Origin of the sequence: Hymenobacter citatus (assembly GCF_014333615.1) — a bacterium.
GTDB classification, from domain to species: domain Bacteria; phylum Bacteroidota; class Bacteroidia; order Cytophagales; family Hymenobacteraceae; genus Hymenobacter; species Hymenobacter citatus.
In genome coordinates this window covers 67,805-93,997 of record NZ_JACSCY010000011.1, presented here as the reverse complement: position 1 = coordinate 93,997, position 26,193 = coordinate 67,805, and the positions used below count along the sequence as shown (strand labels likewise).

Here is a 26,193-nt window from a genome sequence, read left to right as displayed (position 1 = left end):
CTATTGGTTAGGTTTGCGTCGGAAACCTGTTCTGCTCTGCCAGGGAGCCGAGGCTATTTCCGATATTTGCCCTGCTTATGTCCATCTCGCTTTCGGTTGTCATCATCACCTTCAACGAAGAAGCTAATATTGCCCGCTGCCTAGAAGCAGTACAGGGTGTGGCCGATGAGGTAGTGGTGGTCGACTCGTACTCTACGGACCGCACCGTAGCCATCTGCGAGGAGCACGGCGCACGAGTTGTACAGCACGAATTCGCCGGCTACGTGGAGCAGAAAAACTACGCCACCGCCCAGGCCCGGTACGACCACGTGCTGCAACTGGATGCCGACGAGGTGCTGACCGACGAGCTGCGCCAGAGCATCCGGCAAGTGAAAGCCAATTGGCCGCCCGTAGCAGGCTTCACCCTCAAGCGCCTCACCAACTACTGCGGCACCTGGGTACGCCACGGCGGCTGGTACCCCGACCGCAAGCTGCGCCTCTACGACCGGCGCCTGGGTAGCTGGCAGGGCCTGTTGCTGCACGAGCAGTTCATCGAAAAACCGTTTCAGTCGGTAGGGGAGTTGGCGGGCGACCTATTACACTACTCGTATACATCAGTAGAGCAGCATGTGGCGCAGCTAAATCGCTTCACCAGCATTGCGGCCGAAGAGCTAGCTCTGCGTGGTAAAACGCGGGTTACTCCGTTTCAATTGGTGCTGAAACCTATCTGGAAATTCGTGCATGGCTACGTGTTGCGGCTGGGTTTTCTGGATGGCTTTGCTGGGTTAAGCATCGCTACCATTTCTGCCTGGGGCGTATTTCTGAAATTTGCCAAGCTGCGTACCCGTGCCTCTACCCATGAAAACCTTCCTCATTAGCCGCACCGATGCCATTGGCGATGTGGTGCTCACGCTTCCCGTAGCCGGCTGGCTGAAGCAGACGTTTCCAGGGTGCCGGGTAGTGCTGCTGGGCCGCACCTACACGCAAGCCGTTGCCGACGCCTGCCCCTGGGTAGATAGTTTTCTCAATTTTGATGAGCTGCTGGCGCTACCGCTGGCTGCGCAAGTGCAGCAGGTTCGGCAGGTGCAGGCAGATGTCGTACTGCACGTCTTTCCCAATAAAGCAGTAGCTCAGTTAACGCGGTTGGCAAATATTCCGGTGCGCATAGGTACTCGCAATCGATGGTTTCATTGGCTGACGTGCACAAAGCTGGTGGCTCTAAGCCGTCGGAATTCGGCACTGCATGAGGCCCAGCTCAATCTGCACCTGTTGAAGCCGCTAGGCTACCTACCCGATTTGCCTCTGGATAGGGTAGGGGAGTGGATGCGTCTGCAACCGCGGGTACCAGTGCCAACTGCTATACAAGAGTTAGTGCACGCGCGTCGTCCAGGCCAACTCAACGTCATTTTGCACCCGCGCAGCCGCGGAAGCGCCCGCGAATGGGGCCTGCCTCACTTTGGTGAGCTGGCCCGACTGCTCCACGCAGCCGGGCACCGCGTATGGGTGACTGGCACCGCCGCCGAAGGCGCGGAGTTGGCTGAGTGGCTACAAGAGCATCAGCCCTACCTGGCCGCCGACCTCACAGGCCAGCTTAGCTTACCGCAGTTCATTGCCTTCATCGCCGCCGCCGATGGACTGGTGGCGGGTAGCACCGGGCCACTGCATCTGGCCGCGGCGCTGGGCCGCCATGCGCTAGGCCTCTACCCACCCATCAGGCCCATGCACCCCGGCCGTTGGGCACCCCTGGGGCCGCACGCCAACTACCTGGTCTTCGACCGCCCCAATTGTACAGATTGCCGTAGCCAGCCCGCTACGTGCACCTGCATCAAGGCATTGCTACCCATACAGGTACTGGAGACGGTAGCAGATTGGCAGCCGCTGCCAGCCGCTGATACAGTTTTGTAAGCATTTGCTGTGTTATTTGCGGCTCTATGCGCGTATTAGCAATGCAGCGGCTGAAATACTTCTATCAGCAAGGACTTCTTTCTCAATATCTGCTGCTGCTGGCATGTTTGGCTGGCGTAGCCGGGTTGCTGGCATCCCGTGCACTGGTTGCCATCAGCCCGGTGGTGGGCGTGGTAGCGGCACTAACCAATCCTACCCTGCGAGCAGCTGTGCCGGTCTGGCTACGCAACCAAAGTGCCTGGTGGCTGGCCTCGCTGTATGCACTGCTACTATGCAGTGGGCTATACACCAGCGCCTGGGCCGTCTGGCGCCACGAGTTATACCGCAAACTGCCCTTCCTGGCCATTCCGCTGGCTTTTGCGTTGGCTGTGCCCCTTCGTCCGCGGCAACGCTATTGGGTAGGGGTAGCATTTACGGTAGGCATCACAGCTATTGGTTTGGCTACAGCCGGGCGCTACTGGCTTTCTCCCAGCAATGGCAACGAGGAACTGCGTGAAGCAACCAACCTGCAATCCGTAACGGGTATTTTTCACATCCATTTCGGCGTGATGCTGGCAATGGCGTGTGCTTTTGGTGTCTTGCTGGGGCAAAATGCCCGCACCTTGGGTAGCCGCTGGCTGTTGTGGATAAGTGCTTTTATAAGTGCCCTGATTCTGCACGTACTTGTGTACCGTACGGGCCTGCTGGCCTTTTATGCAATGCTTTCGTGCAATACCCTACGCTTGCTGGCAAGCAGGCGCTGGTGGAAGCTGGGGGTAGTGCTGCTGGTATTGCTGGTAGCCGCTCCGGTGGCAGCTTACTACACTATTCCATCCGTATCCCGACAGATAGCAGATAGCCAATACGATATTGAGCAGTTCGATTGGAAAGAAGATATCAACAACTACTCCCTGGCGAAACGTCTGGCTGCCTGGCACACAGCCACAGCGGTAGCACGCAATAATCCGTGGCTGGGGGTAGGCGCAGCCGATGCCACCGACGAAATGATGATGCAATACAGCCTACACTCGTTCGGATTGCTACCCATCAATCGGGTTATGGTGCACAATCAGTATCTGCACTTCTTGCTGAGCGGAGGATTTCTGGGCTTAGCCTTGTGGCTGCTGGTCCTGTTGGGACCATTAGCACAACCTGCCCTGCGTCGTAATCCGTACGTGTATAATTTCCTACTCATTCAAGGCGCCGCCATGTTAGTCGATTCCTTGCTGGAAATTCAGATCAGCTTTAATCTCTTCGTGTTCTGCTACGGCTTTTTGTTGGTGGCGACAGAGCGACAGAGTGCAGATTTAACAAAATAATGATCTACCCGGGAAGGTTAATCCATCCATTTGTTTTCTGTCTGCGTACTTTTTTTGCATTTTAAGCCGTAATTTTTCAGTCTAATGAGCGATTCTTCCGAACGGGTACCCAAATTGAGCAAAGAAGAGAAAGACCGACGGTTTCAGGCTGAACTGATGCCGGTAATCGACTCTTTGTACAATTTCGCCTACCGCCTTACGCTTGACGAAGACGATGCCAACGACCTCGTCCAGGAGACCTATTTGAAGGCCTACCGCTTCTTCGAGTACTTCGAGCAGGGAACCAACGCCAAAGCATGGCTGTTCCGCATCCTGAAAAACTCGTTCATCAACGACTTTCGAAAAAAGAGTAAGCAGCCCGCCAAGGTCGACTACAACGAAATTGAGAGCTATTACAATTCGGAAGACGTGGAGGCCGAGGGCGACGCGGGTAGCACCTCGTCGGACATGCGGCAGCAAGCCGTGCGTGACCTCATCGGCGATGAGGTAGCCCGCGCGCTCAACTCGTTGCCCGTGGATTTTCGCACCGTCATCATTCTCTGTGACCTGGAAGGGTTCACCTACGAAGAAATGGCGAAAGTACTGGACATTCCTATCGGAACGGTTCGGTCGCGTTTGCACCGCGCCCGAAACTTCTTGAAGGAAAAACTTGAAAAATATGCCAAAACAATGGGCTATGGCAACTCCAACGATGCGGCAGATGAAGACATTGAAGATAACCCCTCAGAATAACCTTTCAGGCACTGTTATGAAACCAACTGCTACGCCCCTAGTCTCCCAGGCCACTGCTACTGATGGCCCCGATTGTGAACGTGTAAACACGATTCTCGACCAAATTATTGTGGGCAACGACCCTACCCTGGAAGATGAAGAGTACTTCATCAGCCATGCCGAAGATTGTTCGCCCTGCTTCGATAGCATCGATAAGCAGCACATCTTCATCGACTTCTTGGCGCAGCATGTAGGCCGTAAAGGTGCTCCTTCTTCGTTGCCTGAAACTATTATGAATCGTTTGCAAGTGAAAATGGCCTAATTTTGCCCGATGCAGGGTAAAATTATTGTCTTTTCAGCGCCTTCCGGAGCCGGTAAAACCACGATTGTTCACCGGCTCATGGATAGGATTCCGGAGCTAAGCTTCTCTATTTCAGCGTGCACACGCGACCGGCGTGGTCGTACTGAAGCCAACGGCAAGGACTACCACTTCATTTCCGTGACGGAGTTCCAGGAGAAAATCCGACACGATGAATTTGTGGAGTGGGAGGAGGTGTACGAAGGTGCTTTTTACGGCACTCTGAAATCGGAAATTGAGCGGATTTGGTCCACCGGCCGCCACGCCATTTTGGACGTGGATGTAAAGGGTGGGCTCAGCATCAAGGAGTTCTATAAAGACCGGGCGTTGGCCATTTTTGTGAAACCGCCTTCTGTGGAGGCCTTAGAGGCTCGTTTGCGCGGCCGCGCTACCGATTCGGCCGCCAGCATTTCCAGCCGTTTGTATAAGGCTGAATTTGAGTTGACGTTTGAAGACCGGTTCGATGTAACCGTTGTCAACGATGACTTGGACGAGGCTACGGATGAAGCGGAACGACTGGTGCGCAATTTCATTGCTACCTCTCCCGACGTGCTGTGAGTGCCGTTGCCCCGAAGGTAGGCCTGTTGTTTGGTTCCTTCAACCCCATTCACACTGGGCACCTTATCCTGGCGCATTTTATGGCCACGCACACCGACCTCGACGCGGTGTGGCTGGTTGTGTCACCTCAGAGTCCCTTTAAGGTAGGCCAGGAGCTACTGCCAGAGCGTGCTCGGTATGAACTGGTGGAAGCAGCCATTGCAGGCAATGACCAATTGCGAGTTTCAGACGTGGAGTTTTCTATGTCTAAGCCAAACTACACCATTGATACGCTGGAGGAATTGCATCAGCACTACCCCCATCATCGATTTGTGCTGCTGATGGGAGAAGACAACCTGCCCGGCCTACCCCGCTGGAAAGCTGCTGACCGGATTATAGCCGAGTACGAAATCTACGTGTATCCACGGCCGGGTATTGAGGCTACCACAATAGTCAGCCCGGCAAATGTGCGCATCGTAGATGCGCCGTTGCTGGATATATCGGCCACTTTTGTGCGCGATTGTGTGCGAGCAGGTAAATCGATCCGCTATTTAGTACCTGCCGAAGTGGAGAAGCGCATTCAAGAGAAGCACTATTGGCAAGAATAAAGTAGCAAAAGCTCAAAAAAGTTTTTTATGAAAAAGCCCCCGCACTACTCAGTGCGGGGGCTTTTTCATTGACGTAAAAGCGTCATCAGATAGTCATAATTTCTGCCTCCTTCTTGCTGACGAGTTCATCTACCCGTACAATGTAGGAATCGGTGGCCTTCTGCACCTTCGCTTCGGCATCTTTAATGGCATCTTCAGAAGCACCTTCTTTCAGTAGTTTGCGTAGCGAGTCGTTCACATCCTTGCGAATACCCCGGATGCGTACTTTGCCGCTTTCCGATTCGTTTTTTACCTGCTTCACCAAGTCGCGGCGACGCTCTTGCGTCATAGGTGGAATATTGAGCCGTACACCTTCCGCATCAGATTGTGGGTTGAGACCCAGGTCGCTATTCTTAATAGCTTTGGCTACCTCGCTAATCATGTTCTTCTCCCAGGGCTTGATGAACAGTGTGCGGGCATCCGGCGTCGAAATGTTGGCTACCTGTGCCACGGGGGTAGGCGTGCCATAATAGTCTACCCGCAGCGAATCAAGCATGGCCGGACTGGCTTTCCCTGCCCGAATGCGGCTTAGTTCCACGCCAGTGTGTTCCAGGGCTTTGCCCATCGATTCCTCGGCTTCGCTTAGGTAAAACTGAATTTCTTCGTCCATTGGTTAAGAGTGTTAAGTTGAAATGTTAAAACCGATGACCGTATTGCGTGGAAAAGCCGCAAAGGTGGATAACCGTCCGTTTTCAACGGCAGTGTATGGAGTTACAGGGTAGGCTTCAATTCGCTGTCACCGGGATTCTGTACGGTACTAGGGCCATCCATGGTTACCAACGTGCCTATCGTATCCCCTTCGATAAGGCGCTGTAAATTGCCGGTTTTGTTCATGTCGAACACGATAATAGGCAGGTTATTCTCCTTGCACAGCGTAAAGGCCGTCATGTCCATTACGTTCAGATTTTTGGCCATCACCTCGTCAAAGGTGATTTCTGGGTAGCGCACCGCCGTAGGATCTTTCTCGGGGTCAGCCGTGTAAATGCCGTCTACACGGGTGCCTTTCAGTACTACATTGGCTTCTATCTCAATTGCACGCAACGAGGCCGCCGAGTCCGTGGTGAAGTAGGGAGAGCCAATGCCCGCACCAAAAATCACAACCCGACCTTTTTCCAAGTGCCGCAATGCCCGCCGCCGCAGGTAGGGCTCACACACTTGCTGGATCGTAAGTCCCGAGAGCAAGCGCGTGCTTACGTCCAGTTTCTCCAACGCGCTTTGCAGCGCCATCGAGTTGATGACGGTAGCCAGCATACCCATGTAGTCGCCTTGCACCCGGTCGAGGCCGAAAGCCGCGGCCTGCACTCCCCGAAAAATGTTGCCCCCACCAATCACTACGGCTACCTGTGTGCCCGTGGCCGCTACGGCTTTTATTTCTTCGGCATACTGCATGAGGCGTACGGCGTCAATACCATACTGTTGCTCCCCCATGAGAGCCTCGCCGCTCAGTTTCAGCAGGATTCGGTTGTACTTCAAAACGAGGAAATGTTAAGATTAAAAAATGAGTGGCCGATAGAGAGCATCCATCGGCCACTGCATTACGAAAATTGAATCAATACCTGTCCCTTCGTGACGTTATCGCGCAGCTGCACCTTAATGGCCGCTATGGTGCCATCGCCGGGAGCTTTCAGAATATTCTCCATCTTCATGGCCTCCAGCACCAACAGCGGATCGCCTTTCTGGACAGATTGTCCCGAAGTCACACGCACGTCTACAATCAGGCCCGGCATGGGTGCCTTCAACTCATTTATTTTTTGACTGGCCGCAGCGCTCATTCCCAACTTGTCTAGTAGCAGGTCGAAGCGGTCTTTTGCCTGTATCTCTACTATTTGGCCGTTGAGTTGCAAACGAATTATCTTGGTAGCATAGTCTGCCTCCAACACTTCCGCAACAAAAGAACTGCCTCGATACAAAATGTGGTATCGTTGTTGGCCGAGTGCTACAATGTCCCATGCAAAAGGCTCACCGTTCAGCAAAATGTTGTCGTTGGCACGGAAATCAACTTCCCAGTTTTGGGCCGGACCGGTCTGTACCTGTAGCATAAAAGAAGGAAGAAATAGGACGAGCTAAAGGGGCTTAAAGATAGGCCAAATTTGAAATAAATTCAGAAATTGAGGTTTCATCCCCTCGTTGATTAGTTACATGAAGTACCGAGTTCTTGGCTTGCTTAGCGTAGTGCTGCTTCATAATGGCCTTACTTTGGCCCAGACGGGCAAAGCCGGAAAATCAGATACCGATAAGAATGGCGCGCGCCATAAAACACCGGCCGCTAATGAGGCTCCGGTAGCCGCGCCGAAACAGAATATTGTTATCATTCCTTCGTGGCTCCCACCAGACAATCCGGTGCAACCAGCGGCTACTGTCGTTACCAACGTGCTGGACACCAAGCTCGATGTGCGTTTCGACTGGGCAAAGCAGTGGCTGCTGGGCACGGCTACGCTTACCTTGCGGCCGCACTTCTACCCTCAAAACCAAGTGGTGCTTGATGCCAAGGGCTTCGACGTTAAATCGGTACGGCTATTAGTAAATGGCAAGGAAAAAAACCTAACCTACGCCTACGATAAACAAAAGCTAACAGTAACGCTGGATCGTAGTTACCCCCGCACGGAGGCCTACCAAGTGCGAATCAGCTACGTTGCCAAGCCTAACGAGTTACCAGCGAGCGGCAGCGCAGCTATTACCAACAACAAGGGGTTGTACTTCATCAACCCACTCGGTGCCGATAAGACCAAGCCTCGGCAGATCTGGACGCAGGGCGAAACTGAGGCGAATTCAGCCTGGTTTCCTACCATCGACAAGCCCAACCAGCGCATGACTCAGGAAATTGCGCTGACGGTGGAGGATAAGTTTCGCACTATGTCCAATGGCCTGTTGATTTCATCCCGAAAAAACGCGGATGGAACCCGCACAGACATTTGGAAGCAAACCCTGCCCGCTGCTCCCTACCTTACTATGCTGGCTGTAGGCGAGTTTGCTGTAGTTAGTGATACGTGGCGAGGCAAAGCCGTTGAGTACTTCGTAGATCCACCCTATAGCACCACGGCAAAGGCTGTCTTCGGTCATACACCCGAAATGCTGGAGTTTTTTTCAACTAAGCTAGGGGTAGAGTTTCCTTGGGAGAAATATGCACAGGTAGCCGTACACGATTTTGTATCGGGGGCGATGGAAAACACGACTGCTTCTACGTTTCAGGATAAGCTTACTCAGTTTACGCCGCGCGAACTGCTGGATATCACCTACGAACCAGAATCCGTGGTGGCACACGAGCTATTTCACCAATGGTTTGGCGATTACGTAACCAGCGAGTCTTGGTCCAACCTGCCACTCAATGAGGCCTTTGCTGATTATTCTGAGTTCCTATGGGCCGAACACAAATACGGCTCGGCTGAAGCAGCTCTAGTACAGCAAAAAGCGCTAACCGCCTACCTAGAAGAGTCTCAGACCAAACGCGAGCCTCTCATTCGCTACCACTATGCCGACCGAGAAGATATGTTCGACCGGCATTCCTACAGCAAAGGAGGGCGGGTACTACATATGCTGCGGCAATACGTGGGCGACGAAGCCTTTTTCGCTTCACTTAACCGTTACCTGACGCGCAATAAGCTTTCGTCTGTAGAAATAGCAGAGCTTCGGCTTGCCTTTGAAGAAGTAACAGGCGAAGATTTAATGTGGTTTTTTGATCAATGGTTTCTGAAGCGGGGGCATCCTGAGTTACAAATTACGCATTCGTATTCCGGTAATCAGGTGGCATTGCGTGTGCGACAAGTACAGGATTCCACTTTCTCACCTATTTATCAGCTGCCTGTCACGGTTACCACATGGGTTAACAATCAACCTGTTAATCATCGCATTACAGTCACCAAAGCGGATCAAACATTCGCCTTGCCAGTCACTCAACGCCCTACTTTGGTAAAGTTTGATGCCGCCGGACAGCTCTTGGGTGAAATAGAGGAAGAGCGCTCTACAGAGGAACTACTGTATCAATTCTACCACGCACAAAACTTCCTGCAGAAGTATGAAGCTATTACACTTCTGCGCGGTAAGACAATGGAGTTGCCCGTAAGTGCCATGTTGCGCAATGCGCTGAGCGACGACTTCTGGGCCGTGCGGCAAACAGCCGTAGAAGCGTTGCGACGCTATAAAGGCTCAGAAGGTACTGCTGTACGGAAAGATTTACAGAGGGTAGCCGCCAACGACTCTAGAACCCAAGTAAGAGCTGCCGCTATCAATTCTTTAGCTGCCTTTCAGAATGAAGACTACGGCCAGCTATACACTGCTGCTCTTACAGACAGTTCTTATGTAGTAGCAAGTGCAGCTGTTAACGCTTTAACCAAAGCGCCTACCGTCACTTCACTAAAAGAGGTGACGGCGCTTCAGGAAACTAAAAATGCCGCGCTTATAGATGCGGTATCCAACTACTTCGCTCTCAACGGTACAGCGGACCAATATGAGTGGTTCTTGCGGCGAAGCAACGATGTGCGCAATGAAGCGCTATATCAGTTTTTACAAAACTTTGCTGCGCTAATGCTACGCATGCCTCCAGTGGAACGCGATAAAGGCATTGCACGCCTCGAAGCAATTGCCCGTTCCTACCCCAATCAATACGCCCGACTTGGAGCATATAAGGGATTGAGTATGCTGGTAGCGAGCAGCCCAAGTGTAAAACTCACCTTGCAAGACATCCGCAGCCGCGAAAAGGATAAGAACCTAGCTACTATCTATACGATGTTGCAATAATTTTTCAGATTGTTAGTAGCAGGTGAAACAATGCAGCATCTAAAACATAATCAAAGTCTTATCACTCGTGCAAAGGAAAATAAGAACGGTAGTAACAAAAAAATATTAGCTCTTTCTGGAAGTAGGGCTTGACTTACATCAGAAACCCGTTAATTTTGCAACTCCTTTTGAAAGATACCGCACAACGATAGAATCAAAAGGATGAAAAAGTAGCTCAGACGGAGCGCCTTTAACTGGGGGTATCGCATAGCGGCAATTGCGGGTGACTGTAACTCACCTCCTTCGGGTTCATAGGTTCGAGTCCTGTTACCCCCACAGTGAAATAATGATTTAGTACTTGAGTGAAAGCGCTCAAGTACTAAATCATTAAATTGCTTCTACGCGGGAGTAGCTCAGTTGGTAGAGCGGCAGCCTTCCAAGCTGCAGGTCGCGGGTTCGAACCTCGTCTCCCGCTCTTTCTTTTACACTGTTAAAAGTGAACTTGAGCAATCAAGCAGCCTGCTATTCTCTGCAAGATGCTCAGGGTTCAAACAATATTAGCCGTTTTAGCTCAGTGGTAGAGCACTTCCTTGGTAAGGAAGAGGTCATGGGTTCAAATCCCATAAATGGCTCAGAATGACGAGTACCAACTTGCGCAATAATTGAGTAGTTGGCGCTATGAATAGAGTAAAGCGACGTGCAGTCCCTACTAAACGGAGCTGTGTTTCGCTTTCTTTGAGTATAGCTTCACCACGTTTTTCCCACTTCACTACAAAATTCCTCTAATCTCTTTACAATGGCTAAAGAAAATTTTGATCGTTCCAAACCGCACGTGAACATCGGTACGATCGGGCACGTCGACCACGGCAAAACCACCCTGACTGCTGCTATCACGACGGTACTGGCGAACAAAGGTCTAGCCGCTAAGCGTGACTTCTCGTCGATCGACAACGCTCCTGAAGAAAAAGAGCGTGGTATCACGATCAACACTGCCCACGTAGAGTACGCTACCGAAAACCGTCACTACGCACACGTTGACTGCCCTGGTCACGCTGACTACGTGAAGAACATGGTAACGGGTGCTGCCCAGATGGACGGTGCTATCCTCGTGGTAGCTGCTACCGATGGCCCGATGCCCCAAACCCGTGAGCACATCCTGCTGGCTCGCCAGGTAGGTGTTCCTCAGCTGGTAGTATTCATGAACAAAGTAGACATGGTGGATGACCCCGAGCTCCTCGAGCTGGTGGAAATGGAAATCCGTGAGCTGCTGTCGTTCTACGACTTCGACGGTGACAACATTCCTGTAATCCAAGGCTCGGCTCTGGGTGGCTTGAATGGCGATGCTAACTGGGTTCCCAAGATTGAGGAACTGATGGCCGCTGTTGACTCGTACATTCCAATCCCAGCTCGTCTGACCGACCTGCCCTTCCTGATGCCCGTAGAGGACGTATTCTCCATCACGGGTCGTGGTACGGTTGCTACCGGTCGTATCGAGCGTGGTATCATCAACTCGGGTGAGCAAGTTGACATCCTCGGCATGGGTGCTGAAGGTCTGAAGTCGACTGTGACTGGTGTTGAGATGTTCCGTAAGATTCTGGACCGTGGCGAAGCTGGTGACAACGTAGGTCTGCTGCTCCGTGGTATTGAGAAAGAAGCCATCCGTCGTGGTATGGTTATCTGCAAGCCCGGTTCGGTAACTCCTCACAAAAAGTTCAAGGCTGAGGTATACGTTCTGTCGAAAGAAGAAGGTGGTCGTCACACCCCGTTCTTCAACAACTACCGTCCCCAGTTCTACCTGCGCACCACTGACGTTACGGGTATCATTACCCTGCCCGAAGGTGTTGAAATGGTAATGCCTGGCGACAACATCACTATCACGGTTGAATTGATCAACAAGGTAGCGATGGAGAAAGGTCTGCGTTTCGCTATCCGCGAAGGTGGCCGTACGGTAGGTGCCGGTCAGGTGACCGAAATCCTCGACTAATCTTTAAGATAAGACAATCCGCCTCCGATTTTTTCGGGGGCGGATTTGTTTTGTCTATAGATTGCTGTACATTTGCACTCCCAATTAAAACGAAAGTTTGCTGGGAAATATTCTACGGGCGTAGTTCAAGGGTAGAATAGAGGTCTCCAAAACCTTTGATGGGAGTTCGAATCTCTCCGCCCGTGCTTTACTTGGTCATCAGACCACATCTATTTCAGCCAAACCCGGTCCTAACCATGAGCAAGCTGACAAAATACTTTAGCGACACCACGGAGGAAATGCGTTACAAAGTAACGTGGCCAACTTCTTCGGAATTACAGAAGAGCGCTGGTCTAGTGCTGATCGGTTCGCTGGTATTTGCTGCTGTTGTTGGTATCATGGATATCATTTTCAAAACAGGTTTGGAAGCATTTTACAACTCGTTCCGTTAAGTAGTAGAAGAAATGGGAGAGTTGAAATGGTATGTAGTACGCTCAGTTAGCGGGCAGGAAAAGAAAGCCAAAACCTATCTCGAAACAGAGATAGGACGTCATGGCCTTTCTGAGTTAGTGCCTGAGGTATTAATTCCAGCAGAGAAGGTTTACGAAATGCGCAATGGTAAAAAGCGCGTACGTGAGCGTAACTTCTTTCCTGGCTATATACTGATTCATGCTGATTTGTCGCATGGCGAAGTGGACCACATCATCACAAGCACGCCTGGTGTGATTGGTTTTCTCAGCGAAAACGAGGGTAAGAATACAGCTGGCAAACCAGTGCCTCTTCGTATGTCAGAGGTAAACCGTATTCTAGGTATTGTGGACGAGACGGAAGAGCAAACAGCTACGCTGGAAACTCCATTCATCGTAGGAGACTTGGTGAAAATCATAGATACCAATTTCAACGGCTTCTCTGGTACGGTTTCCGAGGTGTTCGAAGAGCGGAAGAAGCTCAACGTTATCGTGAAGATATTTGGCCGTAGCACTCCTATGGAGTTGAGTTATACCCAGGTAGAGAAAGAGTCTTAGTACTGACTATATAAAATACGTCGCTGGTTATTCGCTCCGACCGGCGGGGCTTCCACATAGGAGCACTTTTCAACTGACGTTTCGCGTGTGTTACCACGCAAGAAACGGAAGCCTTTTTAAACCAAATGGCCAAGGAAATTAGAGGTTATCTGAAGCTTCAGATAAAGGGAGGCGCTGCAAACCCTGCACCGCCGGTAGGACCTGCACTTGGTAGCAAAGGCCTTAACATCATGGAGTTCTGCAAGCAGTTCAATGCGCGGACCCAAGATAAGGCTGGCCAAGTTTGTCCGGTACTGATTACCATGTACACCGATAAGTCGTTTGACTTCGTGGTGAAAACACCACCGGTGCCTGTACTGCTGATGGATGCCGCAAAGCTCCAGAGCGGTTCGAAAGAGCCCAACCGTAACAAGGTAGGCTCGGTGTCGTGGGACCAGGTTCGTACCATTGCCGAAACCAAAATGCCCGACCTGAATGCTTTCGAAGTGGAAGCAGCCATGCGTCAGGTAGCCGGCACGGCTCGCAGCATGGGTATCACCATCAAAGGGGATTCTCCTTTCGCTAACTAATTAAACGAAGCAGAATCAACATGGCACAAGTTAGCAAAAAGCGCAAGGAAGCCCTTGCTAAGCACGACCTGACGCAGGTTCGTAATCTGGTAGAAGCTGCTAAAGTGGTAAAGGATATCACCTATACCAAGTTTGACGCTTCTGTTGATATCGATGTTCGTCTGGGCGTTGACCCCCGTAAAGCCGACCAAATGGTGCGTGGTGTAGCCACGTTGCCCCATGGTACTGGTAAAACTGTTCGTGTACTAGCCCTAGTAACTCCTGATAAGGAAGCTGAAGCTACGGCTGCTGGTGCTGATTTCGTTGGTCTGGACGACTACATCTCGAAAATTGAGAAAGGTTGGACTGACATCGACGTTATCATCACCATGCCTGCTGTAATGGCTAAGGTTGGCCGTCTAGGCCGGGTATTGGGTCCTCGTGGTCTGATGCCAAACCCCAAGTCGGGTACGGTTACAACCGATGTAGCGAAGGCAGTACAAGAAGTGAAGGCTGGTAAAATCGACTTTAAAGTTGATAAAACGGGTATTATTCACTGCTCAGTAGGTAAAGTATCGTTTGATGATCAGAAGCTAGCTGAAAACGCTATCGAGGTTATTCAAACGCTGCAGCGCCTGAAGCCATCTTCAGCTAAGGGAACTTACATTAAGAGCATCACGCTGTCGAGCACGATGAGCCCAGCCGTTCCGGTTGATACTTCGGTTACTTCCGCTTAAACTACAATCAAAACGATATGACCCGGGAAGAAAAACAAGCCCTCGTCGACGAGTTGAGCGAGAAGTTTCAATCGCACAACGCGTTCTACATTGCCGATGCTTCGGGAATGTCGGTGGCAAAAATCAACGAGTTCCGTCGCCTGTGCTTCACGCGCGGTCTGGAATATAAGGTCTACAAGAATACGTTCATCCGTAAAGCCCTCGATACCCTCGGTGGCGATACTTCGGAAATGGACGTGGCTCTGAAAGGTCAGTCGGGTGTACTGTTTTCGAAAGAGGCAGGCAATGCTCCCGGCAAATTGCTGAAGGATTTCTACAAGGCGCAGAACTACGGCAAGAACGTAGAACCGAAGCCAGCGCTGAAGGGTGCTTACATTGACGCAAGCATTTACATCGGCGCTAACCAGTTGGATACGCTCTCAACGCTGAAAGGCAAAAACGAGCTTATCGGCGAGGTTATTGGCCTTCTGCAGTCGCCTGCCAAAAATGTTATTTCTGCTCTGTCGAGCGGTGGCAACATTCTGGCTGGTCTCCTCAAAACGCTTTCCGAAAAAGAAGAGGTTGCAGGCTAACCGCTGCTCATCTTTTTCACTTTCAATTTATAATTCAACAACTCTTTTTTAACAATCTACAGAAATGGCAGATTTGAAAGCATTCGCTGAGCAGCTCGTTAGCCTGACGGTGAAAGAAGTAAACGAACTGGCTACTATCCTGAAAGACGAGTACGGCATCGAGCCTGCTGCTGCTGCTCCCGTAGCTGTAGCTGGTGGTGGCGCTGCTGCTGCTGAAGCTCCTGAAGAGAAAACGTCGTTCGACGTAATCCTGAAGGCTGCTGGTGGTCAGAAACTGGCTGTTGTGAAGCTGGTGAAAGACCTGACGGGCCTAGGCTTGAAAGAAGCCAAAGAACTGGTTGACGGTGCTCCCAAGCCTCTGAAAGAAGGCGTAGCTAAGGACGAAGCCGATTCGCTGAAGAAGCAACTGGAAGAAGCTGGCGCTGAAGTAGAAGTTAAGTAATTCTGCTGCCTAGCATCTTACCTCACAAATAAGGATAGGCCTGGCAACTAAGCCAGGTCTTTTCCTGTTTGTAGGTAATAAACTTTACGAAAGTCCTTTTACGCGCCGCTTTGCGGCTTTTCGTGGCTAAACGCATAGGACTGTAGTTTAGTTATCAAGTGCCCTCTCAGTGTCCATTTTATAAACCCCTACCCATTGGCTACACCGAAAGAAACGGCTTTGCAGAAAGCCTACGAGCGGATCAACTTCGCCAAGATTAAAAAGGTTATTGAGTATCCGGATTTCCTGGACGTGCAGTTGCAGTCGTTCCAGGACTTCTTCCAGTTGGAGACGGCCGCCGAGAACCGCACCGATGAAGGGTTGTTCAAGGTGTTCGCGGAGAACTTCCCTATTTCGGACTCGCGCGAGAACTTCGTTCTGGAGTTTATCGATTATCACATTGACCCACCGAAGTATTCGGTGGATGAATGTATTGACCGTGGCTTGACTTATTCGGTGCCACTGAAGGCAAAGTTGCGCCTTATCTGTAATGATACGGATAACGAAGATTTTGAGACGATTGAGCAGGAAGTGTTTTTGGGAAATATTCCATACATGACCGAAAAAGGCTCCTTCGTTATCAATGGTGCAGAGCGCGTAATCGTATCGCAGTTGCACCGTTCGCCGGGCGTATTCTTCGCGCAAAGCAAGCATACGAACGGTACGAAGCTATATTCTGCTCGTATCATTCCGTTTAAAGGTTCGTGGATTGAGTTTGCCACGGACGTGAACAACGTGATGTACGCGTACATCGACCGGAAGAAGAAATTTCCGGTTACTACGTTACTGCGTGCTATCGGCTATGGTACCGACAAAGACATTCTGGATTTGTTCGGACTGTCGGAGGAAGTGAAAGCCGATAAAAAAATCCTGAAGAAGGCAGTAGGCCGTAAACTGGCAGCTCGGGTGCTCCGCACTTGGACGGAGGACTTCGTAGACGAAGACACCGGTGAAGTAGTATCGATTGACCGCAATGAGGTATTGCTGGAACGTGACTCGACGATTGAAGAAGATGATATTGACACAATCATCAACTCGGGTACGAAATCCGTTATTCTGCACCGCGAGAATGTGAATATTGCGGACTACGCAATTATTTACAACACGCTGCAGAAGGACAACTCGAACTCGGAGAAGGAAGCCGTAGAGCAAATCTATCGTCAGCTCCGTAACACGGAAGCTCCTGACGAAGAGACGGCTCGCGACATCATCCAAAAACTGTTCTTCTCGGATAAGCGCTACGACCTCGGCGACGTAGGACGCTACCGTATTAATAAGAAGCTGGGTATCGATACCAACTGGGAAGCCCGCGTGCTGACCAATGAGGACATCGTACTCATAGTGAAATACCTCATTGGGTTGATCAACTCGAAGGCCATTGTCGATGACATTGACCACTTGAGCAACCGCCGCGTACGCACGGTAGGGGAGCAGCTCTACGCCCAGTTTGGGGTAGGCTTGGCCCGTATGGCGCGTACTATCAAGGAGCGCATGAACGTGCGTGACAACGAGGACTTCAAGCCAGTTGATCTGATCAACGCCCGGACGTTGTCGTCGGTAATCAACTCGTTCTTCGGTACCAACCAGTTGTCGCAGTTTATGGACCAAACCAACCCGCTGGCCGAGGTGACGCATAAGCGTCGCGTATCGGCACTGGGGCCAGGAGGTCTATCGCGGGAGCGTGCTGGTTTTGAGGTACGTGACGTACACTACACGCACTACGGTCGCTTGTGCACCATCGAAACGCCGGAAGGTCCGAACATCGGTCTGATTTCGTCGCTGTGCGTGCACGCTCGCGTGAACTCGATGGGCTTCATTGAGACGCCCTACCGTACGGTAGAAAGCGGCAAGGTCGACATGACCGAGAACGTGAAGTACCTGACGGCTGAGGAAGAGGATACCCACCACATCGCGCAGGCCAACGCCCGCCTGGATGAGTCGGGTAACTTCGTGAACGAGCTGGTAAAAGGTCGTTTTGAAGGTGACTTCCCGGTGGTAGGTCCCGACGAGTATAGCTATATGGACGTAGCGCCGAACCAAATTGTATCGGTAGCTGCTTCGCTGATTCCGTTCCTGGAGCACGACGATGCTAACCGCGCCCTGATGGGCTCGAACATGCAACGTCAGGCTGTACCGCTACTGAAGGCCACTGCGCCTATCGTAGGCACGGGTCTGGAGGGCCGCGTGGCCATCGACTCGCGGACGCTGGTAGTTGCCGAAGGTGACGGGATAATCGATTATGTGGATGCCAACAAGATCATTGTGAAATATGATCTGACGGCTGATGACATTCTCGTGAGCTTCGATGCGGAGCGTATCACGTACGACTTAATCAAATTCCGTCGTACGAACCAGGATACGTGCATCAACCTGTCGCCTATCGTGAAGCGCGGTCAGCGCGTGAGCAAAGGGGAGCCGCTGTGTGAGGGTTACGGCACCAACAACGGCGAACTGGCACTAGGACGCAACATGCAAGTGGCCTTTATGCCATGGCAGGGTTACAACTTTGAGGATGCTATTGTCATCTCGGAGCGGGTAGTGCGCGACGATATCTTCACCTCGATTCACATTGAGGAATTCGAGTTGGAGGTACGTGAGACCAAGCGTGGCGAAGAAGAGCTAACGTCGGAGATTCCGAACGTAAGCGAAGAAGCTGTACGCAACCTCGACGACAACGGTATTATCCGTCTGGGTGCTGAGGTTCGTGAAGGCGATATTCTTATCGGTAAGATCACACCAAAAGGTGAAACTGATCCTACCCCGGAAGAGAAGCTGCTCCGCGCCATCTTTGGTGATAAGGCTGGCGATGTGAAAGACGCTTCGCTTAAGGCACCACCATCTTTAAACGGTGTGGTAATCGGCACGAAGCTGTTCTCGCGTCCGAAGAAGGATAAGAATTTGCGCGCTAAGTCGAAGAAGGAAGTGGAAGAGTTGAAGGACTCTTACGCGAAAGAGCTTCGTGGCGTGAAAGCGGTGATGATCGACAAGCTGGTGCAATTGCTTGACGGCAAAACGTCACAGGGCGTGAAGCATAAGTTTGGCGATGAAATCCTGACGAAGGGGGCCAAGTTTGGCAAGAAGAATATCACTGATGCTCTCTTCCCAGACAAGAACCCTTATAAGGATGAAAGCAACTACGCTGTGCCGGAAGAGGTGAACATGTTCAAAGACCTTATTCTGGAAGGCTGGACAGCTGACGAGAAGGTGAACAGCATGTTGGCTGAGCTAGTGAAAAACTACGCGAAGCGCCGCAACACTATCACGGCCCGCTTCAAGCGTGACCGGTTTACGTTGGAGGTAGGCGACGAGTTGCCCGCTGGTATCGTGCAGTTGGCCAAGGTATACATCGCCAAAAAGCGTAAACTGAAGGTAGGGGATAAGATGGCTGGTCGTCACGGTAACAAGGGGGTAGTAGCCCGTATCGTGCGCGACGAGGACATGCCTTTCCTACCCGACGGCACGCCGATGGACATTGTGCTGAACCCGCTGGGTGTACCAAGCCGCATGAACATCGGTCAGATCTACGAGACAGTACTTGGCTGGGCCGGTTTGAAAATGGGTCGCACCTATGCTACCCCAATTTTCGACGGTGCTACCGAAGATGAAGTAGCGAAAGAGCTGACCGAGGCTGGCCTACCTGATTGGGGTCGTGCTTATCTGCACGATGGCTTATCGGGTGACCGGTTTGACCAGCCCGTAACGGTAGGCGTGATCTACATGCTGAAGCTGGGTCACTTGGTTGACGACAAGATGCACGCTCGTTCTATCGGGCCGTACTCTCTCATTACGCAGCAGCCGCTGGGTGGTAAGGCACAGTTCGGTGGTCAGCGTTTCGGTGAGATGGAAGTGTGGGCACTGGAAGCCTTCGGAGCATCCAATGTGCTACAGGAAATCCTCACTGTGAAGTCGGACGACGTGATTGGCCGTGCTAAGGCGTACGAAGCCATTGTAAAGGGCGACGTGCTGCCTAAGCCGAATATCCCTGAGTCATTCAACGTACTCATTCACGAGTTGCGCGGTCTAGCTTTGGAAATCACGCTCGACTAAAGTTTGAAAGTAGTGGCTGCTGATGCTTCGGTATCGGCAGCCACTTTTCAAGTCAGTTAGAATAGTATAAAGTGCCTGTGGTTCGGGAAACCGATAACAGCCGCTACCGGCGTTGTTCCGAGATATGGTCAGAACAATAGTAACCTCCGGCGGTGGTTGGCCGCAATCCGATTCAGTCTCTGAATCAACTAACTAATAAGACCTGGCGAAAACCTACTGCGTGGCGTACCTATCCGACCCACAGAGCACTTTTCGTAGAGTCGAACTGTTATGTTCTTTCCGACCCGCCTTAAGACTGGCGGAACCAACAAACAGATAAAGCCAACAGCTAACAACAGCTACCCTACATGGCGTTTGCAAAAAACAAGAAACTGGTACAGGACTTCTCGAAAGTCACCATTTCGCTGGCCTCGCCCGAATCCATTTTGGAGCGGTCGAACGGTGAAGTAGTGAAACCTGAGACGATCAACTACCGGACGTACAAGCCCGAAATGGGCGGTCTATTCTGCGAGCGAATCTTCGGTCCTGTGAAGGACTGGGAATGCCACTGCGGCAAATACAAGCGGATTCGCTACAAGGGTATCATCTGCGACCGTTGCGGCGTGGAGGTAACCGAGAAGAAAGTACGCCGGGAGCGGATGGGCCACATCGAATTAGTGGTGCCCGTTGCGCATATCTGGTACTTTAAGTCCCTACCTAACAAGATTGGCTACCTGCTGGGCCTACCCACCAAGAAGCTCGATCAGATTATCTATTACGAGCGTTACGCTGTCGTGCAGCCAGGTATTCTGGCTGAAGAAGGCGTACAGCAACTCGACTTCCTTACAGAAGACGAGTACTTGGATATCATCGACCGTCTCCCCCGCGAGAACCAGATGTTGCCCAATGAAGATCCAAACAAATTCATCGCTAAGATGGGTGCCGACGCGCTGCAAATGCTGCTCGAGCGTACCAACTTGGATGAGCTGTCCTACTCTCTGCGCGACTCTGCTGCCCACGAAACATCGCAGCAGCGGAAGGCTGAGGCTTTGAAGCGTCTGCGCGTAGTGGAAGCGTTCCGTGATGCCGCTACCCGCATTGAGAACAAGCCTGAGTGGATGGTAATCCGCATGGTGCCGGTGATTCCGCCGGAACTGCGCCCACTCGTGCCGTTGGATGGTGGCCGCTTTGCTACCTCCGACTTGAATGATTTGTATCGCCGTGTTATCATCCGTAACAACCGTCTCAAGCGCCTGATTGAAATCAAGGCTCCTGAAGTAATTCTGCGGAATGAGAAGCGCATGCTCCAGGAAGCTGTAGACTCGCTGTTTGACAACTCGCGTAAGGTGAATGCCGTGCGTGCTGAGGGCAACCGTGCGCTGAAGTCGCTATCTGATATGCTGAAAGGCAAGCAGGGCCGCTTCCGCCAAAACCTGCTCGGTAAGCGCGTCGACTATTCTGGTCGTTCGGTTATCGTGGTAGGTCCTGAGTTGAAGCTGCACGAGTGCGGCTTGCCCAAGAACATGGCTGCTGAGCTGTTCAAGCCGTTCATCATCCGCAAGCTCATTGAGCGCGGTATTGTGAAGACGGTGAAGTCGGCTAAGAAGATTGTTGACCGTAAGGATGCCGTAGTATGGGATATTCTGGAGAATGTGCTGAAAGGCCACCCTGTTCTCCTGAACCGTGCTCCTACCCTGCACCGTTTGGGTATCCAAGCATTCCAGCCGCGTCTCATCGAAGGCAAGGCTATCCAGTTGCACCCGCTTGTTTGTACGGCCTTCAACGCTGACTTTGACGGTGACCAGATGGCTGTGCACGTTCCCCTGGGACCTGCTGCTATCTTGGAAGCCTCTATGCTCATGCTGGCTTCGCACAACATCCTGAACCCAGCCAACGGCGCACCCATCGCGGTACCGTCGCAGGATATGGTTCTGGGTCTATACTATGTGACCAAAGGCAAGCGCTCGACCGACGACGAGAAGATCCAAGGAGAAGGCCGGATGTTCTACTCGGATGAAGAGGTAGTAATTGCCATCAACGAGAAACAACTTTCGAAGCACGCTTATATTAAGGTACGCACGAAGGTTCGAGATGAAGACGACAACCTCGTTACCAAAATCATCGAAACCGTTGCTGGTCGTGTGCTATTTAACCAACTCGTACCTGAGGAGGTGGGATTCGTAGACGAACTGCTGACCAAAAAGAAACTTCAGCAGATCATTTCGCTGGTGTTCAAGCGGACCGGTATGGCCCGCACCGCACAGTTCCTCGACGACATCAAGACGCTGGGCTTCCAGTCAGCTTACAAAGGTGGTCTGTCGATGGGTCTGGGTGATATCCAGATTCCGCAGGAGAAGGACGAGTTGATTTTGCAAGCTCAGAACGACGTGAAAGCCGTAACCCAGAACTACCAGATGGGTCTGATTACGGACAATGAACGTTACAACCAAGTTATTGACATCTGGACGCGCATCAACAACCAAATCACCGAAACCCTCATGGGTCGCCTCGAAAAGGAGAACCAGGGCTTCAACTCGATTTACATGATGATGCACTCCGGCGCCCGTGGTTCACGCGAGCAGATTCGCCAGCTCGGCGGTATGCGGGGTCTGATGGCCAAGCCGCAGAAGTCGTTGCAAGGTTCGGTAGGGGAGATTATCGAAAACCCGATTCTGTCTAACTTCAAAGAAGGTCTGGACGTAATCGAGTACTTCATCTCTACCCACGGTGCCCGTAAAGGTCTGGCCGACACGGCACTGAAAACGGCCGACGCCGGCTACTTGACGCGTCGTCTGGTAGACGTGTCGCAGGATGTTATTGTGAACGAGGTAGACTGCGGCACACTGCGTGGCATCGAGACCTTCGCACTGAAGGATAACGAGGACATCGTAGAATCGTTGGCCGAGCGTATCCTGGGTCGGGTTGCAGTACACGACATCATCGATCCGCTGACCGACGAAGTAATCCTGACGGCCGGCGACGAAATCACCGAAGAGGTAACGCGTCGTATTGATCAGACCAGCATCGAATCGGTGGAAATCCGTTCGGTACTGACCTGCGAATCGAAGCGCGGTATCTGTGCCAAGTGCTACGGCCGTAACTTGTCGTCGGGCCGTATGGTCCAGAAAGGCGAGGCAGTAGGTGTTATTGCTGCGCAGTCCATCGGTGAGCCCGGCACTCAGCTCACGCTGCGTACTTTCCACGTAGGTGGTACTGCTTCTAACATTGCGGTAGAAGCCAGCACGCGTGCTAAGTTCAACGGCGTCATCGAGTTTGAAGACGTACGGACAGTAGATACTACCAATGCCGAGGGCGAATCGGTGAAGGTTGTAATGGGTCGTTCGGGTGAGATTCGTATCGTGGAGCCAGGTACTGGCAAAGTGTACATCTCGCACCACATTCCGTATGGCTCTTTCCTGCTCGTTGACGAAGGTCAGCAAGTGGAAAAAGGTCAGGAACTCAACAACTGGGACCCGTACAACGCGGTTATCCTGGCGGAGTTCGACGGTACGATTCAGTACGATTCGATTACGGAAGGCGTAACCTACCGTGAGGAATCGGACGAGCAGACTGGTCACCGTGAGAAGGTAATTATCGAATCGCGCGACAAGACGCAGAACCCGTCCATCATCGTGAAGTCGAGCAAGAAGGACGCTGAAGAGTCTCAAAAAGGCTACAGCGTACCGGTAGGCTCTCACTTAAACGTGGAGAATGGTCAGAAAATCAAGGCTGGTTACATCTTGGCCAAGATTCCACGTGCCGTGGGTAAGACCCGCGACATCACCGGTGGTCTGCCCCGCGTTACGGAACTGTTCGAAGCGCGTAACCCCTCGAACCCGGCCGTTGTGTCGGAAATCGACGGTGTAGTAAGCTATGGTACCGTGAAGCGTGGTAACCGTGAAATCTTCGTCGAGTCGAAAGACGGTGTGAAGAAGAAATACATGGTGCCGCTGTCGAAGCACATCCTAGTGCAAGACAACGACTTCATCCGGGCCGGTATGCCACTTTCCGATGGTGCCATCACGCCGAACGATATCCTGAGCATTCAGGGTCCGGGCGCCGTGCAGGAATACCTCGTGAACGAGATTCAGGAAGTGTACCGCTTGCAGGGTGTGAAAATCAACGATAAGCACATTGAGGTGGTAGTGCGCCAGATGATGCAGAAAGTTGTGATTCTCGACGCCGGCGATACGAGCTTCCTGGAGCACCAGGTTATCGACAAGGTGATCTTCATGGAAGAAAACGATACCATCATCGACATGAAGGTGGTAACGGAAGCCGGTGACTCGACCAACCTGCGCCCCGGCCAGATTGTATCGGCTCGTAAGCTGCGCGATGAAAACTCGTCGCTCCGTCGTCGGGATCTGAAACTGGTGGAAGTGCGGGAAGCTCAGCCCGCCGTATCGCGTCCTACCCTCCAAGGTATTACGCAGGCATCGTTGGGTACGCAGTCGTTCATCTCGGCCGCTTCGTTCCAGGAAACGACCAAGGTGCTGTCGGAAGCTGCCATCCGTGGCAAGGCCGACGAACTGTTGGGCCTGAAAGAGAACGTAATCGTAGGTCACCTCATCCCGGCCGGTACTGGCTTGCGCGAATACACGCGTCAGGTAGTAGGCTCGAAAGAGGAACTCGAAGCATTGCAGAATGCCCGGGCAACCGAAGAAGTCGTAGCTCCTAAGCGGACTTCACGCGCCAAGCGTGAGTCGGTATCGGAATAGTCCGATAAAAGATTAATAAGAGACGGCCGGTTGGAGTAATCCGACCGGCCGTTTTGTTTTCTTTGTACTTATGAATATTCAGGCTAAATGGAACAACCTACCTGAGATAGTTAGATTTATTCTGTGTATTACAGGTTTACTGTATTTGCTGGGATGCTTAAACAAGCTCTTATCTATACTAACTCGTTTGCCTTGGTTACGAAAGTTGGATGAGCTATTACTGCCTCAGCATCCGTCAGACATTAGAATTATCATTAGTGTCGCTGTTCTCTTTCTAGTAGCTACATGCAGCGCTATTTATAGTTATAAAATGTACACACCAAAGAAACATAATGTAGATGGACGCAAATAACGACCACCAGCCCCAAGACCCCAACGCCATCAACATAGAGCTACCGGAAGATATTGCTGAAGGGCAATATGCCAACCTAGCAATGATTGCGCACAGCAGTAGCGAGTTCGTAATTGACTTCATTCGGTTGATGCCTGGCTTACCCAAAGCCAAAGTGAAAGCTCGTATTGTCATTACGCCAGAGCATGCCAAGCGTTTGCTTGCCGCACTGGCCGATAACGTGGAGCGCTTCGAGCAGACATTTGGCCCTATTAACTCGCAACCTGAGATGCCAAGCTTTCCGATGAATTTCGGAGGGACAATGGGGGAAGCATAGTTAGCGAGCAACCACGCAGTTGAAAGCAAATTCTTTGTTGAGCGGAATTTGTAATGCTGCTTTCCGTGTAGTAGGGTAGGGGTTGAGAAAGAGCGAAAGGTTATAAAGGGATATTCTCGTAATTTCTCTAAGACAAACTATTTCAACCTGTTTGCTATTTCAAAACACTTTCTCTACCTTTGCAAGCCTAATTTTTTGGGAGAAGACCCTCCTGGACAAACCATTCCGTAGATGCCTACCATTAACCAATTAGTACGTAAAGGCCGCGAGAAGCTGACGACGAAGTCAAAGTCGCCGGCTCTTGATGCGTGCCCGCAGCGCCGTGGCGTTTGCACCCGTGTATACACCACTACGCCTAAGAAGCCAAACTCGGCTATGCGTAAAGTTGCCCGTGTGCGCCTGACCAACGGCAAAGAAGTTAACGCCTACATTCCCGGTGAAGGCCACAACCTGCAGGAACACAGCATCGTGCTGATCCGTGGTGGCCGCGTGAAGGATTTACCAGGTGTGCGTTATCACATCATCCGTGGTGCTCTCGACACCGCCGGTGTAAACGGCCGTTTGCAACGTCGTTCGAAGTACGGCGCGAAGCGTCCGAAGCCAGGCCAGGCTCCCGCAGCCGGTAAAGGTGGCAAACCAGCACCCGGTAAGAAGAAGTAAATAGTTAGTTGGCAGTTGATAGTTGTCAGTTGTTAGAGGCTCTGCTTTGCTAACAACTAATGACTGACAACGAGCAGCTACAATATAACCGACAATGAGAAAGTCAAAACCGAAGAAGCGCATTCTCCTGCCCGACCCCAAATACAAGGAGACGCTGGTAACCCGTTTCGTCAACTACATGATGTACGACGGGAAGAAAAACCTAGCCTACACTATTTTCTATGATGCTTGCGACCTAGTGGAGCAACGCACCAAAGAGAGTGGCTTGGAAATGTGGCGCAAAGCCCTGAACAACGTGATGCCAACTGTAGAAGTGAAGAGCCGCCGCGTAGGTGGTGCTACCTTCCAGGTGCCGATCGAAGTTCGTGCTGACCGTCGTATTGCTGTTGGCTCGAAATGGTTGATCCAATATGCTCGTCGTCGTGGTGAGAAAACCATGAAAGACAAGCTGGCTGGCGAAATTATTGCTGCCGCCAAAGGTGAAGGTGCTGCCGTTAAGAAAAAAGACGACACCCACCGCATGGCTGAAGCCAACAAAGCCTTCTCGCACTTCCGATTCTAAATCGTTGTTAAGGACTTAGGGTCTTAGGAACTTAGTTTTCTCTTTGAAGCTTACTAGGTGCCCAAGACCCTAAGCCCTTAAATAA

23 protein-coding genes and 4 tRNA genes are annotated in these 26,193 nt (G+C 51.7%); 24 read left to right on the top strand and 3 right to left on the bottom strand.

Annotated elements, in window-relative coordinates; all coding sequences use genetic code 11:
• Positions 1–77 precede the first annotated feature (77 nt).
• The 7 genes from H8B15_RS14165 (at position 78) to nadD (ending at position 5,396) form a co-directional block, all read left to right on the top strand.
• The gene (locus H8B15_RS14165) at positions 78–857 is read left to right on the top strand and encodes a glycosyltransferase family 2 protein (protein WP_187320327.1); all 780 of its coding nucleotides are present in this window, start codon (positions 78–80) and stop codon (positions 855–857) included.
• Entirely contained in the window at positions 838–1,884 is a 1,047-nt protein-coding gene (locus tag H8B15_RS14160; RefSeq protein ID WP_187320326.1) for a glycosyltransferase family 9 protein, read from the top strand. The genes H8B15_RS14165 and H8B15_RS14160 overlap by 20 nt, the downstream gene beginning before the upstream one ends.
• Positions 1,885–1,910: 26 nt before the next feature.
• Entirely contained in the window at positions 1,911–3,182 is a 1,272-nt protein-coding gene (locus H8B15_RS14155) for an O-antigen ligase family protein (RefSeq protein ID WP_187320325.1), read from the top strand.
• Positions 3,183–3,266: 84 nt separating this feature from the next.
• Entirely contained in the window at positions 3,267–3,914 is a 648-nt protein-coding gene (locus H8B15_RS14150) for a sigma-70 family RNA polymerase sigma factor (RefSeq protein WP_187320324.1), read from the top strand.
• Between the two features lie 16 nt (positions 3,915–3,930).
• The gene (locus H8B15_RS14145) at positions 3,931–4,215 is read left to right on the top strand and encodes a hypothetical protein (RefSeq protein ID WP_187320323.1); all 285 of its coding nucleotides are present in this window, start codon (positions 3,931–3,933) and stop codon (positions 4,213–4,215) included.
• Between the two features lie 9 nt (positions 4,216–4,224).
• On the top strand, positions 4,225–4,809 hold the full coding sequence (gene gmk / locus H8B15_RS14140) for a guanylate kinase (protein ID WP_187320322.1): 585 nt from the start codon (positions 4,225–4,227) through the stop codon (positions 4,807–4,809).
• Positions 4,806–5,396, top strand: a complete 591-nt coding sequence (gene nadD, locus H8B15_RS14135) for a nicotinate (nicotinamide) nucleotide adenylyltransferase (RefSeq protein WP_187320321.1) — start codon at positions 4,806–4,808, stop codon at positions 5,394–5,396. Before gmk ends, nadD begins: the two co-directional genes overlap by 4 nt.
• An 85-nt stretch (positions 5,397–5,481) precedes the next feature.
• On the opposite strand, the gene frr is transcribed toward nadD, so the two are convergent.
• The 3 genes from frr to H8B15_RS14120 form a co-directional block, all read right to left on the bottom strand.
• Positions 5,482–6,045 (bottom strand): ribosome recycling factor, encoded by a 564-nt coding sequence (frr, locus tag H8B15_RS14130; RefSeq protein ID WP_187320320.1) that lies wholly within the window; start codon positions 6,043–6,045, stop codon positions 5,482–5,484.
• A 101-nt stretch (positions 6,046–6,146) separates the two neighbouring features.
• Positions 6,147–6,908: a UMP kinase gene (gene pyrH, locus H8B15_RS14125; protein ID WP_187320319.1), complete on the bottom strand. Its 762-nt coding sequence runs from the start codon at positions 6,906–6,908 to the stop codon at positions 6,147–6,149.
• 62 nt (positions 6,909–6,970) lie between these two features.
• A complete protein-coding gene (locus H8B15_RS14120) occupies positions 6,971–7,474 on the bottom strand; it encodes an acyl-CoA carboxylase biotin carboxyl carrier protein subunit (RefSeq protein ID WP_187320318.1) in 504 nt (167 codons plus the stop codon).
• Between the two features lie 100 nt (positions 7,475–7,574).
• On the opposite strand from H8B15_RS14120, the gene H8B15_RS14115 reads away from it, so the two are divergent.
• The 17 genes from H8B15_RS14115 (at position 7,575) to rpsG (ending at position 26,108) form a co-directional block, all read left to right on the top strand.
• Positions 7,575–10,169 carry a M1 family aminopeptidase gene (locus H8B15_RS14115; RefSeq protein WP_187320317.1) on the top strand — a complete coding sequence of 865 codons (2,595 nt, stop codon included), beginning with the start codon at positions 7,575–7,577 and terminating at the stop codon, positions 10,167–10,169.
• A 235-nt stretch (positions 10,170–10,404) separates the two neighbouring features.
• Positions 10,405–10,484 (top strand) — tRNA-Tyr (locus tag H8B15_RS14110).
• 66 nt (positions 10,485–10,550) lie between these two features.
• Positions 10,551–10,623, top strand: a tRNA-Gly gene (locus H8B15_RS14105).
• An 85-nt stretch (positions 10,624–10,708) separates the two neighbouring features.
• Positions 10,709–10,780 (top strand) — tRNA-Thr (locus H8B15_RS14100).
• Positions 10,781–10,944: 164 nt separating this feature from the next.
• Positions 10,945–12,132: an elongation factor Tu gene (gene tuf, locus H8B15_RS14095; protein ID WP_149069446.1), complete on the top strand. Its 1,188-nt coding sequence runs from the start codon at positions 10,945–10,947 to the stop codon at positions 12,130–12,132.
• A 114-nt stretch (positions 12,133–12,246) separates the two neighbouring features.
• Positions 12,247–12,317: transfer RNA gene (locus H8B15_RS14090), tRNA-Trp, on the top strand.
• A gap of 51 nt (positions 12,318–12,368) precedes the next feature.
• Positions 12,369–12,563: a preprotein translocase subunit SecE gene (secE, locus tag H8B15_RS14085; RefSeq protein WP_185281376.1), complete on the top strand. Its 195-nt coding sequence runs from the start codon at positions 12,369–12,371 to the stop codon at positions 12,561–12,563.
• Positions 12,564–12,575: 12 nt separating this feature from the next.
• Positions 12,576–13,136 carry a transcription termination/antitermination protein NusG gene (gene nusG / locus H8B15_RS14080; protein ID WP_187320316.1) on the top strand — a complete coding sequence of 187 codons (561 nt, stop codon included), beginning with the start codon at positions 12,576–12,578 and terminating at the stop codon, positions 13,134–13,136.
• 125 nt (positions 13,137–13,261) lie between these two features.
• Positions 13,262–13,705, top strand: coding sequence for a 50S ribosomal protein L11 (rplK, locus tag H8B15_RS14075; RefSeq protein ID WP_185281374.1), 444 nt, complete (start codon positions 13,262–13,264; stop codon positions 13,703–13,705).
• A 20-nt stretch (positions 13,706–13,725) separates the two neighbouring features.
• Entirely contained in the window at positions 13,726–14,421 is a 696-nt protein-coding gene (rplA, locus tag H8B15_RS14070; protein WP_185281373.1) for a 50S ribosomal protein L1, read from the top strand.
• A gap of 17 nt (positions 14,422–14,438) precedes the next feature.
• A complete protein-coding gene (gene rplJ / locus H8B15_RS14065) occupies positions 14,439–14,993 on the top strand; it encodes a 50S ribosomal protein L10 (protein WP_187320315.1) in 555 nt (184 codons plus the stop codon).
• A 64-nt stretch (positions 14,994–15,057) separates the two neighbouring features.
• Positions 15,058–15,435, top strand: a complete 378-nt coding sequence (rplL, locus tag H8B15_RS14060) for a 50S ribosomal protein L7/L12 (RefSeq protein ID WP_187320314.1) — start codon at positions 15,058–15,060, stop codon at positions 15,433–15,435.
• Positions 15,436–15,654: 219 nt separating this feature from the next.
• The gene (gene rpoB, locus H8B15_RS14055; protein ID WP_187320373.1) at positions 15,655–19,521 is read left to right on the top strand and encodes a DNA-directed RNA polymerase subunit beta; all 3,867 of its coding nucleotides are present in this window, start codon (positions 15,655–15,657) and stop codon (positions 19,519–19,521) included.
• A 347-nt stretch (positions 19,522–19,868) separates the two neighbouring features.
• Entirely contained in the window at positions 19,869–24,218 is a 4,350-nt protein-coding gene (rpoC, locus tag H8B15_RS14050; RefSeq protein WP_187320313.1) for a DNA-directed RNA polymerase subunit beta', read from the top strand.
• A 338-nt stretch (positions 24,219–24,556) separates the two neighbouring features.
• Positions 24,557–24,886: a DUF3467 domain-containing protein gene (locus tag H8B15_RS14045; RefSeq protein WP_187320312.1), complete on the top strand. Its 330-nt coding sequence runs from the start codon at positions 24,557–24,559 to the stop codon at positions 24,884–24,886.
• 231 nt (positions 24,887–25,117) lie between these two features.
• Positions 25,118–25,546: a 30S ribosomal protein S12 gene (rpsL, locus tag H8B15_RS14040; protein ID WP_185281368.1), complete on the top strand. Its 429-nt coding sequence runs from the start codon at positions 25,118–25,120 to the stop codon at positions 25,544–25,546.
• Between the two features lie 94 nt (positions 25,547–25,640).
• Positions 25,641–26,108: a 30S ribosomal protein S7 gene (gene rpsG / locus H8B15_RS14035; protein ID WP_187320311.1), complete on the top strand. Its 468-nt coding sequence runs from the start codon at positions 25,641–25,643 to the stop codon at positions 26,106–26,108.
• Positions 26,109–26,193: the final 85 nt, after the last annotated feature.